Below are 14,960 nucleotides of genomic sequence, written 5' to 3'. Positions count from 1 at the left end.
GGGGCAGTGAGATTGATAATACCGAGAGCTTGTGAAAGTTCCATTTAAAAAGGGTCCATGTTGTGCATGAACCCTTTTTACACGAGCCACCGGATCGGTCAACTGATCCTTAAACGATCAGCATTAGCCAATCGGCACCTTTTTTTTGGCTACTTCTGAGCAGCCTTTTCAGCTCTCTGGCGTCTGAGTTCTTTCGGATCGGCGATCAGAGGTCGATAAATTTCCACCCTGTCACCATCATTAACCGTATCGGTGAGTTTTACCGGATGGCTAAAAACTCCTACTTTGTTCTTTGCCAAATCGATATCCGTGCGCAGTTCGAGAATTCCCGACTCGGCAATTGCCTGCTCAACAGTGCTGCCTTGTGCCAGTCGCACCTTGAGCAAGTATTGCTTTTCCGGTAGCGCGTAAACGACTTCGACCTTAATTTCAGGCGACACTGTAGACCTCTTTGGCGCGAACGGTAAACGCCTGAACCATATTCCCCGCAAGTTCCTTGAAGATACGGCCAAACGCCAGCTCGATCAGTTTGTTAGTAAATTCAAAATCAAGCTGGAACTCGATACGGCATGCTTCAGCGCTCAGCGGCGTAAACTTCCACCCCCCCATCAATGACTTAAATGGACCATCGACAAGATGCATCAGAATGCTTTGATTGCTTGTAAGCGTATTGCGCGTAGTGAAGGTCTTGCTGATACCTGCCTTAGAAACATCTACCGCCGCCGTCATCTGATCATGCGACGCGTCAATCACCCGGCTGCCTGTGCAACCTGGTAAAAAATCTGGGTAAGATTTCACATCGTTCACTAATTGATACATCTGCTCCGCGCTGTAAGGCACTAGCGCAGTACGGGTAATCTGAGGCATAGCATTTCCTGAGAGTCACAAAACGGGCAAATAATAACATTTATCATCACGCAAAGAAAAACTCTTAGGCTAGAGCCGTGCTAAGATATGCCTTCATCCTCGCAGCGAAGCGGGGTGTATTTGAACTCCTGGATTACTTATACTGAGCAGCACTATGACAAAGAAAAAAGCATTCAAACCAGGTTCAGCCACCATTGCGCAAAACAAACGCGCCCGCCATGAATACTTTATCGAAGATGAGTTTGAAGCGGGCCTCGTGCTACAAGGCTGGGAAGTAAAATCGCTACGTGCAGGGAAAGCCAACATCGGTGACAGCTACGTCATTTTGGTCGATGGCGAAGCATTCCTGTTTGGCGCAAACTTTACCCCATTAAACGTGGCATCAAGCCATGTGGTCTGTGACCCTACGCGTACCCGTAAACTCCTGCTTAACCAACGTGAGCTGGATAATCTTTACGGCCGTATTAACCGAGATGGTTATACCGTTGTAGCGCTGTCGATGTACTGGAAAAACGCCTGGTGTAAAGTAAAAATCGGCGTCGCAAAAGGCAAAAAACAACACGACAAGCGTAATGACCTGAAAGACAAAGAATGGGCGGTGGATAAAGCGCGCATTATGAAACACGCTGGTCGATAATCACGTCTCTAACTCTCAGAAATCTTTACTGGTCCTTGCAGCACAGGGCCAGTACTGTTAACACTTGCTAATGCTTCATTAATAATTCATCTGAAATACATCTTCTACGAAAAAATTAGTTCCGGTAAGCAATCATTTTTTAAAAATAGATTTCTCGGTCTTATTAGAAATGTGCTACTCAGAAAAACCTCAGTATATTTTTCATATTTTCCCTTTCAGTTTTATATATAAATTATAAAAAAAACCGATTCCCAAGAACATCCTTTACTTCAACAAAAAAACAATTAATTACCCGCACACAAATAACCACACCAATACAATGGAAATGATATTATAGATAATGGGACATTAACAAATGGCCATTCACACCTTACAAACATAAATAAATAACTTTAAAATCAACCAAATAACCCACGAAATAACCTATTTTTAGTTATAACAAAAATTCATGGATCATTGACGACTCGTTAGAAAAAAACCTTATTAACCAACTCTAAAATATTTACCCAGGGTCCCTTAATTTGCGCTTTCATGTTTTCCTGTCTATATCTTCATTATCCCCGAATGGAAATGATACAAAAGTATGAATTTTACATTTAAATAAAGTGATAGCCCGGTAGAAAGCAACCACATATCAATAATGTTAGCCGTCAATATTCTGACGTACGGATTCGTTCGCCTTAAATTTTATAAATGCGTGAGATTGCTATAACAATTTGTCTCGGGGAAATCATTTGCAAGATTAAGCATTTCTAAAGTCTACCCCTGTTCACACCGAATGGAGTGATAACAATGCGTTCAATATCAATCATCTCAAAACTTACTGGCGTAACGAACAATGTTGAAGCCTCTGAAATTACGCTAACAGCTCCTTCTATTGTCGAACTTAAAGCCGAACGCTCTGATATTGCCAGCATCGCTCGAACTAACCAGGATATGGTTATCACTCTTCGTGACGGTGAAGTCATTACCGTTAAAAATTTCTATGCTTACGCCGATCAAGGTGGCAACCAACTGGTGCTTGAAGACAGCCATGGTGCCTTGTGGTGGGTACAGGATACAGATTCGGCTTTTCACTTCGAGCATATCAATAGTATTGATGATCTCATGGTTGCCACGGGTGCAGAAAACCATGGTGGTGCCGCTATTTGGCCGTGGGTTTTAGGTGGTGTAGCCATTGCTGGGGGTATTGCTCTGGCCGCAGGTGGTGGTGGTGGTGGCGGTGATTCGGATAACGACGGTGAAACAGGGGGACCGAATCCACCTCCACCGCCGTCGACTGATACCACGCCCCCTGCTGCACCAACAAATTTAAATGTTTCAGCAGACGGTAAAACGATCACCGGCAAAGCTGAACCCGGCAGCACGGTGACAATTACAGATCCCAGTGGTCAAATTATCGGAAAAGGCACCGCTGGCAGCGATGGCACTTTCACTATCCCGCTAAAAAACCCGCAGATCAGCGGTGAAGATCTGACGGCTCATGCTACCGATCCCTCTGGGAACACAGGCCCTGATGCCACGGTCATTGCACCTAATATTCCATTACCGGATGCACCTACACTCACCAATGTGGTGGATGACGTCGCACCAGTACTAAGCAACGTCCCGAAAACTCAATCTACTAACGATAATACCCCAACGCTTCAGGGCACTGGGAAGGCTTGGACTACCGTTCATATTTATGATGGCGACAAAGAAATTGGCACCGCAGTCGTTGATGCTAGCGGCAACTGGAGCTACACCCCAACCACCGCGCTATCTGATGGCTCTCACTCATTTAGTGTTACGGCAACCAATGCCAAGGGTGAAAGTACTCACTCGCCAAGTTACACGATAACTATCGATACCGTAGCACCCGAGTCTCCCGACGTTGATCAGCTACAAGATGATGTCGGTAGTATCAAAGGATCTATCGTTAGCGGTACATATACCGATGAAACAGCTCCAATAATCCACGGCACCGGCGAGGCAGGTGACAAAGTCACCATCTTTGATAACGGCGTTCAGATCGCTCAGATCACGGTTGACAGTGATGGAAAATGGAGCTTCACCCCAACTAAACCGCTCGCCGACGGCAATCACACCGTCACTCTGATTCAAACCGATCCTGCAGGTAACGTTAGTAAAACAACGACCAGTCCGACATTTATCGTCGACCACACCCCTCCTGATGCTGCCAAAATCACGAATGTGAGCGAGGATGGCACCAAAGTGACAGGAACTGCCGAGCCAGGAACAACAGTTACGATTACAGGTGCCAATAACGTTGTGCTTGGAACCTCAGTAGTGGGTGCCAATGGCAGCTTTACTATTACCCTCACCCCTGCTCAGACGCACGGTGAAACACTCACGGCAAACATTCATGATCGCGCTGGTAATGTCGGGCCAGATACCAACTTTGATGCATCTAACTCCCATTTTCCAACCGTGCCAGTACTGGTTACCGTTGCTGACGATGCAGGAACAATTACCGGCAACCTAACAAACGGCCAGGCTACAGACGATAAAACCCCGACGCTAAGCGGAACGGCTGAAGCTGGAACAAAAGTGACCATCTATGACAAAGGTGTAGCGATCGGAAGCACGACGGCTGACGGTACGGGGCACTGGGCATTCACCCCAGCTGCGTTGCCTGATGGCCAACACGTCTTTACTTTAACCGCAACCAACAGCAGTGGCACCAGCGGAACCTCGTCTGGTTTCACCGTTGCAATTGATACAGCAGCCCCCACAGCCCCAACAGATCTGGTTGTTTCAGACGACGGCTCGCATGTCACTGGTAGTGCCGAAGCAGGCAGTACTGTCACCATAACCGATAGTAATGGTGCTCCAATTGGCAGTGCTACAACCGGCGCTGATGGCAAATTTAATGTCACCATCACCCCACCGCAAGTCAACGGTGAAACACTGGAAGCGACGGCTACCGACCCTGCAGGCAACAGTAGTGGGCAAAGCTCCGTCACGGCACCCGATCACACTGCGCCGAGCATCCCGATTATTACCGAGCTATTGGATGACGTAGGCACAATTACGGGACCTATCGCCAATAATGGCGTGACCAATGATACCCGCCCAATGCTTACCGGTACGGGGGAATCGGGCGACACCATTACGATCTTCGACAAAGGAGTACAAATTGGCCAGGTTTCGGTTGGTAATGATGGCAAATGGAGTTTCATACCAGGTACGCCACTGACGGAGAGCGAGCATGTACTGACAGTGCAGCAAAGCGATGCTGCGGGCAATAAAAGCCCGCTCGTCACCGGCCCAACGTTTACGGTTGACCTCACACCACCAACAGCCGCGGTTATCGATAGCGTTAGCCAGAACGGAACAACGGTGACCGGGCATGCCGAATCGGGCAGCACAATCGCCATTTTTGACGCAAGTAATACGTTGCTGGGTACGGCACTAGTCGGCACCGACGGTACATTTACTGTCAATATCTCTCCTGCGCAGACACACGGTGAATCACTGAGCGCCCATATTCAGGACGCAGCAGGTAACGCCGGACCTGATACGCCTTTTACTGCCTCTAACTCTCAATTCCCAACTGTGCCTGAGTTGGACACCGTTACCGACGATGCCGGAACAATAGCCGGCACGCTAAGCAACGGGCAATCAACCGATGATAAAACCCCGACGCTAAGCGGGTTGGCGGAAATAGGAAGTACCGTAACAATCTATGACAACGGTATTTTATCTGGAACCGCGACGGTTGACGGAACTGGCCACTGGAATTACACACCACCAGCAATACTCGACGGCCAACACGTCTTTACTTTAACCGCGACAAATAGCAGCGGTACCAGTGGCGTATCCTCTGCGTTTACCGTTGTCGTTGATACCCTGGCGCCACTAGCGCCAAATGGTATGGATGTCTCGGCCGATGGCACTGTCGTCACCGGTAGCGCAGAAGCTGGCAGTACTGTCACCATAACTGACAGTAACGGTGACCCTATTGGTAGTGCTACAGCCGGCAATGATGGTAAATTTAGCGTTACCATCGATCCGCCACAGCTTAACGGGGAAACACTCGGCGCTACCGCAACTGACACTGCTGGAAATCAAAGCCCTAATGCCACGGTCGTTGCAGAAGATCACACCGCTCCACTCGCACCAACCAATTTATTGGTTTCAGCCGATGGCGAACATGTCACAGGTAATGCTGAACCTGGCAGCACGGTCACCGTCAAAGACAGTAAAGGCGTGGTATTGTGTACGGGCACGGCTGATGTCAACGGTGACTTTGACGTTACCCCGCTCATGCCTGCGCAACTCAACGGCCAACCGCTGCTGGTTACTGCAACTGATACCGCTCATAACACCAGCCCAAGTGCTACCGTCGTGGCACAAGACCACACTGCACCTGATGCCCCAACAAATTTACATGTAAATGAAGAAGGGACAGTCGTCACCGGGAGTGCCGAGCCAGGCAGCACCGTTAAGGTTACCAATGCTAACAACGTTGAATTGGGAAGTGGTACTGCGGGAGGCGATGGCACGTTTACCGTATCGATTACCCCACCACAAACCAATGGCGAAATACTCGGCGTTTCAGCAACAGATAACGCGGGCAACCTCGGACCTAAAGCACCTATTGATGCCCCGGACACAACAGCACCATTAGTACCGGTTATCACACACGTTATTGATGATTTTGCCAATCACACGGGTGATCTCACCAGCGGCCAAACAACCAATGACAGCAAACCAGAACTTCAGGGCACAGCCGAAGAAGGCACGACCGTGAAGATCTATGACAACGGCTTATTGTGGGGTAGCACAACCGCAGGTGCCGGGGGCGTGTGGAGTTTTATCCCCACAACTGTACTTTCCCAGGGTTCACACAACCTGACAGTTACTGCAACTGATGCTGGAAATAACACAAGTCCTGCAGCCTCGTTCAACGTGGTTGTCGACACTATCGCGCCGCAGGCACCAACTATTACATTGGTCAACGATGATGCAGGAACAATTACCGGCCCGGTCCTGAATAATGGTTCGACAAACGATCAAACTCCGACGATCACTGGTACCGGTGAACCCGGTTCAATCCTCACTCTTTTAGATGGCACACAACCGCTCATCACGCTGACTGTCGATTCGTCAGGAACATGGAGTTACACCCCAACATTGTTACCTGTTGGTAGCCATACATTTACCGTCGTTGCTGAAGATGCTGCAGGTAATGTCACGAGCCCTTCAGCCGGGTTTACCATTAACGTGGACATTACCCCACCCGCTACCCCTGTCATTAATTCAGTTCAGGATAATATTGGCACGGTCAAAGGGGAGCTGGCCCAAGATAACGCAACCGATGACACCCGCCCACAAGTGAGCGGCACCGGGGATGTGGGTTCGACTATCACTCTGTACGATGGCACGACTCCTGTCGGCAGCGTGACGATAGGAACCGATGGGAAATGGAGCATCACTCCGACGCAGCCATTGAGCGAAGGGCCACATACGCTTAATGCTATCGCCACCGATGCTGCAGGCAATGCAAGTCCTGCCGCCTCTTATAACCTGACTGTGGATACAACTGCGCCTGGCGCGCCATTAATTATCAGCGCTCAAGGTGAAGTTGCTAATCAGTCAGCGCCACTGGTCAACGGGGGCAGCACGCAAAACGGAACCCCGACGCTCACCGGTAGTGGCGAACCAGGGGCAACAATCAATATTTATGATAACGGTGGTACCACGCCGATTGGTACGGTGACTGTTCCTGCTGGCGGCACATGGACATTTACACCTTCACCAGCGTTGAGCGAAACCTCACATAGCCTGACCGCCGTTGCGACCGATCCTGCGGGCAACGTCGGTCTGCCTTCAGCTGGCTTCACACTGACAGTTGACTCAACAGTGCCAGCCACTCCGGGCATCCCGGTGGTCACTGACGACCAGGCCCCCGTTCTGGGCAATATCAGTAATGGTGGCAGCACCAACGACACCACACCAACCATCTCAGGAACAGGGAGTGTGGGCGATACCATCACCATTCGCGATAATGGCTCAGACATTGGCACGACGACTGTCAGGGCGGATGGTTCCTGGAGCTTTACGCCGCAAACGCCTATCTCCGGGCAAAACCATTCAATTAGCGTTATCGAATCTGATGCTGCGGGTAACAAAAGCCTGCCGTCTGGCTCGGTTGCTTTCACCCTGGATACCACCGCATCCGCCGCCCCAACCATTGACTCTGCTGACGATAACGTCGGCCCAGTCCAGGCTTCGCTGTCAACCGGAGGAGTGACAGACGACAACACGCCGACATTCCATGGCACTGGTGTAGATGGCGATACCATTACGTTGTATAGCGGCAGCACAGTTATCGGGACCACAACGGTATCTGGCGGAACATGGACGATTACAACAACAACGCTTCAGGACGGTCAGCAGAAAATTACTGCAACGGCAACCGATGCTGCAGGTAACATCAGCCTTTCTTCCGCAGACTTTACGTTGACGGTCTACACCACGCCGCTCACCGCCCCGGTTGTGATAGAAGTTGTTGATAATGTCGGTACGATTCAAACGCCATTGGTGAATGGCAGCTATACCGACGATACGACTCCGACATTCAAAGGTACAGGCACTGCTGGCAGTACCGTTTCTATTTACGACAACGGTGGAACCACGGCAATTGGCACCGCAATTGTGGGTACAGACGGCACCTGGACCATCACGCCAACGACAGCACTCCCGACAGGCGTAAGCGATCATACGTTTACCTTTAGTGCTACCGATGCTGTCGGGAATACGGTGGCATCAACGAACCCCATTCTTTTACACATTGATACTGTTGCGCCATTGGCTCCAACTGTTTTAGTCCCTGATGGCACAGTTGTCAGCGGTACTGCCGAAGCTGGCAGTACTGTCATCATCAGGAACAGTACAACGGAACTGGGCCGTGGCATCGCTGATGCCGATGGAAAATGGGCTATCACTCTGTCGCCCGCCCAGTTACCAGGCACCGCGCTGGTCGCTATAGCGCAGGATGTTGCAGGAAACCAAAGCCCATCAGCAAACTTTAATGCAACTCTCTCACTCACCCTTCAACCACCAACCATTGACCATGTTGTGGATGACGTAGGTACCGTTAGCGGAGATATCGCCAACGGAAAAACAACCGATGACACCACGCCGACACTGAGTGGCTCAAACGCTGCATCTCTCGCAACTGTTCATATCTTTGTTGATGGAACAGAAGTTGCCACCGTGATCGCCGATCCTTTAGGCGCATGGAGCTACCAGATCCCAGCAGCGCTGGCCCAAGGCTCGCATACCTTTGCCGTCAGCCAGACCTTTGGGGCTCAAACCAGCAACCTGTCGCCTGCCTTTACCGTCATCGTAGATACAGCCGCACCGACGATTCCGGTTATCACTACCGTCACCGACGATGTAGCCCCAATTACTGGAACCGTTAACAGCGGCCAGGCCACCAACGATCCTCGCCCAACGATCACAGGCACCGGTGAGGTTGGTTCAACTATCACGATCCTTGATAATGGCACGTCGATCGGCACCGCCGTAGTTGGCAGTGGGGGGACATGGACCTTCACGCCGACAACCGATTTGGGCCAGGGCTTGCATCCGATAACCGTCACTTCAACTGATGCGGCCGGTAATGCCAGTGCACCTTCTGCTGGTTTCTCGGTAAACGTTGATACGCTCACAACAGCGCCTGTGATCAGCAGTGTCACTGACAACGTAGGAACACCTGCGCCAGTCATTTCTGGCGTACCGACCAATGACAACACGCCAACCTTTACCGGAACAGCCGAGCCGAATTCCACTATCACCATTAGTGAAAACGGTAAGGTTATCGGTACTGCCCTGGTTGATAGCACAGGTAACTGGAACTTCACCCCGAACCCAGCGCTAACTGATGGCAGCCACCCGCTCACGCTCACCACCACCGACGCAGCGGGCAACGTCAGCCCGGCAACCACCTATAATGCCGTCATTGATACGGCAGCTCCGGTGGTGCCTGCCATTACTTTGGTTGTAGATGATCAGACTCAAGTAGGTGTCGACAACCCTCTGACCAACGGTCAACTCACCAAAGATACACAGCCTGCCATCAGCGGCACCAGTGAAGCGAACGCGATAATCACGATCAAAGATGGCACTACCGTCCTCGGCACGACCACCGCAAGTCCAACCGGTGACTGGTCATTCACACCAGACAGTGGGCACGCACTCGGCCAGGGCAGCCATAACCTGACCGTCACCGCCACTGACGCGGCAGGAAATATCAGTAACCCATCTTCGGTCTTCACGGTCGTTGTAGATTCCGTAGCCCCAACCGCACCATTAATTGTTGCGGTTACCGACAACACCGCGCCAAATATTGGGCCGATCACCAGTGGCCAGCCGACCAACGAGACGCGCCCTGCTATCACCGGTTCGGGAGAAGTCGGTGCCACCATCAAAATTTACGATGGCAGTAACCCTACTCCGCTTGGCACTGCAACTGTTGGCTCTGGCGGCACCTGGAGCTTTACCCCACCAACAGCGTTAAGTAGCGGCTCACATAATCTGACCGTTACCGCCACCGATCCGGCAGGTAACGTCAGCGCGCCATCTGCCATCTTTAACGTAGTGGTTGATTTGGCCGCACCGGGTACTCCTGCTATTACCAATATTGCAGACGATGTGGGTACTGAAAAAGGTGATTTAACCAACGACCAATCCACTGATGACACCCTGCCACTGATCAGCGGAACAGCGGAAGCGGGTACCACTATTACCATTTACGACAACGGCAGCATAATCGGCACTGTTAACGCCAGCGCCACAGACGGCACATGGAACTTTACGCCACCAGTGGGTTCACCACTGACTAACGGCAACCACGCATTTACCGTGACCGCAACAGATAGCGCGGGCAACGTCAGCTCACTGTCTAATACTTTCAATATCGTCGTCGATACGGCTGCACCAACGGCACCGATTGTTATTCAGGCGTTTGATGATGTCGGCCCGGTCACCGGCGCACTGGTCAATGGGCAGTCGACCAACGACAACACGCCGTTGCTGAGCGGGACGGCAGAAGCCAACTCGATAGTGAGTATTTCCGACAATGGCGTGTTTCTCGCCACAGTTACTGCCAGCCCGACGGGCACCTGGAGCTATACACCACCAGCCCGGCTCGATGGAGAACATGTCTTTACGGCAACATCCACTGATGCAGCGGGTAACATCGGGGCAGTCTCTGGCAGCTTTACGCTGACTATCGATACCAGCACACCGGTAACGCCTGCGTTGTCAACCGTGTATGACGATGTGGCAGGCGGCGTGTTTAACGCCAACCTCACGAACGGACAAGTCACTAACGATGCGCGCCCAACGATCAGCGGCACGGGTGAAGTGGGCACAACCATTACCATCCTCGATGGTGGCACACCGATTGGCACTGTAACGGTTCCTGCTGGCGGTAACTGGACGTTTACGCCGACCACACCGCTTGCCGCGGGCTTACATACGTTCACCATCACCGCCACGGACGCTGCAGGTAACGTCAGTACCGCATCAGCAGGGTTTGCGATAACGGTCGATACCACCCCGCCAACGACACCAGTTATCACTTCGATTGTTGATGATGTAGCAGCAGGGGTATTTAACAACCCTCTCGCCAACAACCAGGCAACCAATGACAGTCGGCCAACACTTAACGGTACGGCTGAAGCCGGATCGACCGTCGCTATTTATGACAAAGGTGTATTTGTTACCAACGTCACCGCCAGCGGCACCGGCGCGTGGGCTTATACCCCAACGCAGCCACTGTCCGAAGGAAGCCACTCATTTACCGTTACCGCAACTGACCTTGCGGGCAACACCAGCGCCCTTTCGCAGTCGTCATCGATTGTGGTTGATACCACAGCGCCGGGTGCACCAACTGGATTAGCCGTTAACGCGACAGGCACCACCGTAACAGGGACTGCTGAAGCGGGTAGCACGGTGACCATTACCACCAGCGGCGGAATCGTCCTCGGAACAGCAACAGCTGACGGTACGGGTAGCTTCAGCGTGGCAATTACGCCTGCGCAAACCAACTCACAGGCCCTGCTTGCATTCGCTCAGGATGTCGCAGGTAACGTTGGTACTTCTGCAGGATTTACTGCGCCAAATACCGCATTACCGGGTGTGCCTGTCATTACAAGTGTGATGGATGACTTCGCCCCTGTGACCGGAACCGTGGCTAACGGGCAAAGTACCAACGATGCCACGCCGACGCTCAACGGCACGGCGGATGTCGGTGCAACCGTAAACATCTATAACAATGGCGTATTGATGGGCAGCACCGTTGCGACGAACGGGACCTGGAGCTATATCCCATCTGCACTGACCGAAGGTTCACACAACTTCACGGCCACCGCGACCAACGTTAACGGCACCGGTAGCCCGTCCGCCCAGGTCACCGTCATAGTTGACACCATCGCACCGCTGGCACCAACCGCGACCGTCAGTGTCGATGGCAATACGATAAGCGGCACCGCCGAACCCAACAGCACCGTCACTGTCACTCTGGCAGACGGCGTCACCACCATCACGGCGACCACCAACGGCAGCGGTGCCTGGACGGCTCCGCTCACCACGCGCCAGATTGACGGTGAAATTCTTTCCATCAAAGCCACGGATGCAGCAGGCAACGTATCGCCGGTCATTACGGCGACCGCGCCGGATCTGCCACTGGCCGCCAATGACAACGTTATCGATTTGGCACTGAGCAGCACTGCGACTGTCTCGCCACCGGTCCATTACAACGACTATGGCGTTCTGTTAGTCGGTGCGCTGGGCAACTCAGTACAGGTGCTCGGCAGTGACACGGCGCAGGTCCAGTTTAACGTTGGCGCAGGAACCGGGAATATCACGATTGAAGCTGCCGCAACCGGCATAGTGCTGACGCTGCTCAACTCGCTGGAAGTGGCCGTTCAACGGTTCGATTCCGGCACCGGTACATGGACCACTATTTACGACTCATCGCAGGCACAATTTGCCAACCTGTTAACCATTGGGGCCAGCGGCATTACGTTCAAAATCGATAACCTGCCTGAAGGCACTTATCGCGTGCTGAGTTACAACACTAATCTGCTGGCGACCGGTTCACTAACCAGTCTCGACGTCGCCGTTGAGCAAGTTGGCCCGGGTGTTGTGACGGGTGAAACATCGCATCAGGGGAATGTCATAACCGATATAGACCCGAGCGGTGGGCAGGATACCGCCCCGGCAGGCACGGTTGTCACATCGGTCACTAACGCACAGGGGCAAGTATTGGCTGTTGGTGCGAGTGGTGCTGATATCAATGGGTTGTACGGTACTCTGCATATCAACCAGAACGGCAGTTACACCTACACGTTGAATAACACCACGGCGGCAGTACTCGGGCACACCGAAAACTTCAACTACACCATCACCCAAAACGGTATCAGCGACACCGCTCAGTTGGTGGTCACACTCGGTAATGGCGCGCCAGCCAGCAGCGTAACGGCAACGGATAACACCGCGGCACTGACCTACAGCACCGATGTGGAAGCGGTAAACCACGGCGCATCGCAGCAAAGTGGCTTCTCGGTGGTTTCTGTTGGGCTGGGGAATGTGCTGAACGCGGACGTGCTGGCCAATATGGCTAACCCGATTATCTTTGATGTCGATGATGGCTCCACGCGCACCATGACGTTACAGGCCAGTGTTGGCGGGGTGGCCTTACTGTCTACCTTCGATTTGTATATCTACAAATTCAACGACGTCACCCAGCAGTTTGAACAGTACCAGGTACAAAAAACCTGGCTTACTGCCCCGCTGCTGGGCGGTACATCGGGGCAATTAACGTTAACGCTACCGGGCGGTGAATATCTGTTCCTGCTCAATAACGCCAGTGGCGTGTCGGTGCTGACGGGCTATACGCTGAATATCCTGCAAGATCATACGTATGCTGTGGAAAGCCTAAGCGCCACGACGAACGGTAACGTCATGCAGGATGATATTTCCCCCGTGGGTAGCCATATCACCCAGGTGAACGGCGTTTCCATTGCCGCAACAGGAACGACAACAATCAATGGCGAATATGGAGTACTGACCATTGATGCCAACGGCAACTACACCTACAAACTGAATGCGGGTGTCGGCGCTGACAGCATCAAAACACCGGACAGTTTTGTCTACACGGTCACCGCACCAAATGGCGACACCGACACCGCATCGCTGAACGTCACGGCGACGCCGACGCCGGTTAATGCGATTGACGATATCAGCACGGCGATGCTCATCAACACCGCACAAACCACCGCCAGCTACTCCGATACCACGGTGGGTTCAGCGTCGTGGCAGGCAAAACTGCTGGCTTCATCATCCGGTAGTGGCTCAGGGACTTTCGTCGTCGGCACCAACGATGTTCTGCACAACCCCGCTTTGCACTTTACCGTGCAATCGGTGTTGTCACTGGGCGGTTTAAATGTTGACTGGAATATCACCAACAGCGCAGGAACCGTGATAAGAAGCGGCACATTCAGTGGCGGTCTGTTATTAGGCGGCGTGGCAGACATTAACCTGGCCGGGCTGGATCTGCAGGCTGGCACCTATACGCTGAACTACACCGGGAGTATGGGGGCACTGGCGGCAGGCCAGGTCACCATAACCCCAACCGTCACCGGTACCACCATTGATCTGGATAATTATCTAACGCAGGGCGTCAGTACCGTCCACGGCAATTTGTACGATGGCACAGACTCTTCCGGTGCGATTGACCAGTTGGGTACCGTTCACACGTTGCTCAGTATTACTGGCTTCAACGGCACGACCACTACGCTTAACCCACTGACCAACAGCAGCGCCACCGCCACGATTCAGGGGCATTACGGCACGCTGCAAATCGGCATCGACGGAGCGTATACCTACACGCTTAACAACGGGATTAACCCGGCGTCGATAACGACCAAAGAAACGTTCACCTACACCCTGAATGACCAGAACGGCCATTCCGACAGCGCCACGTTAACCATCAACATGAACCCGCAGTTTGTCAGCACCGCGCAAAGCGATGTGATAACCGGCTCGGCCTATGGCGACACGCTGGTTTATCACCTGCTAAACAGCGCAAATTCGACGGGTGGCAATGGTGCTGATACCTGGAAGGACTTCCATATGGCGGATGGCGACAAAATCAATATCCACGACCTGCTTACCGGCTGGAACCCGGCAACATCCAACATCGCTAACTATCTGAGCGTCAATTACAACGGTACCAGCACGGTTATCTCTATCGACCGCGACGGTACAGGTGCAACGCACAGCCCAACCCAACTGGTCACACTGGAGAGCACACACGTCACGCTCGATGAGCTGGTGCAGCAGAACCACATTATTACCTGATAGCCAGGAATAACCCGGGCGCAAAGACGCCCGGGAAAATGGTGGATTAATGTTCGTGGCATACCAAAAAAACAAT

4 protein-coding genes are annotated in these 14,960 nt (G+C 52.4%); 2 read left to right on the top strand and 2 right to left on the bottom strand.

Going from position 1 to position 14,960, the window contains the following annotated elements; all coding sequences use genetic code 11:
• Positions 1-149: 149 nt before the first annotated feature.
• Together LVQ79_RS21225 and LVQ79_RS21220 are read right to left on the bottom strand one after the other, a co-directional pair.
• Complete coding sequence (locus tag LVQ79_RS21225) at positions 150-440, bottom strand: RnfH family protein (protein WP_232866670.1); 291 nt, start codon at positions 438-440, stop codon at positions 150-152.
• Positions 430-867 carry a type II toxin-antitoxin system RatA family toxin gene (locus tag LVQ79_RS21220; protein ID WP_034457334.1) on the bottom strand — a complete coding sequence of 146 codons (438 nt, stop codon included), beginning with the start codon at positions 865-867 and terminating at the stop codon, positions 430-432. Before LVQ79_RS21220 ends, LVQ79_RS21225 begins: the two co-directional genes overlap by 11 nt.
• A gap of 154 nt (positions 868-1,021) precedes the next feature.
• On the opposite strand from LVQ79_RS21220, the gene smpB reads away from it, so the two are divergent.
• Positions 1,022-1,504 (top strand): SsrA-binding protein SmpB, encoded by a 483-nt coding sequence (smpB, locus tag LVQ79_RS21215; RefSeq protein ID WP_064513222.1) that lies wholly within the window; start codon positions 1,022-1,024, stop codon positions 1,502-1,504.
• Positions 1,505-2,296: 792 nt separating this feature from the next.
• Positions 2,297-14,884, top strand: a complete 12,588-nt coding sequence (locus LVQ79_RS21210; protein ID WP_232866669.1) for a BapA/Bap/LapF family large adhesin — start codon at positions 2,297-2,299, stop codon at positions 14,882-14,884.
• The last annotated feature ends 76 nt before the right edge of the window (positions 14,885-14,960 follow it).

The organism is Buttiauxella cochleicola (genome assembly GCF_021282405.1).
Classification (GTDB): domain Bacteria; phylum Pseudomonadota; class Gammaproteobacteria; order Enterobacterales; family Enterobacteriaceae; genus Buttiauxella; species Buttiauxella massiliensis.
The sequence above is the reverse complement of the archived record's forward strand: the minus strand, read 5'-3'. Positions and strand labels throughout refer to the sequence as shown.

Excerpts from the sequence above, each read along its gene's own strand:
- LVQ79_RS21220 (WP_034457334.1), bottom strand. The coding sequence starts at position 867 with ATGCCTCAGATTACCCGTACTGCGCTAGTGCCTTACAGCGCGGAGCAG.
- smpB (WP_064513222.1), top strand. The coding sequence starts at position 1,022 with ATGACAAAGAAAAAAGCATTCAAACCAGGTTCAGCCACCATTGCGCAA.
- LVQ79_RS21210 (WP_232866669.1), top strand. The coding sequence starts at position 2,297 with ATGCGTTCAATATCAATCATCTCAAAACTTACTGGCGTAACGAACAAT.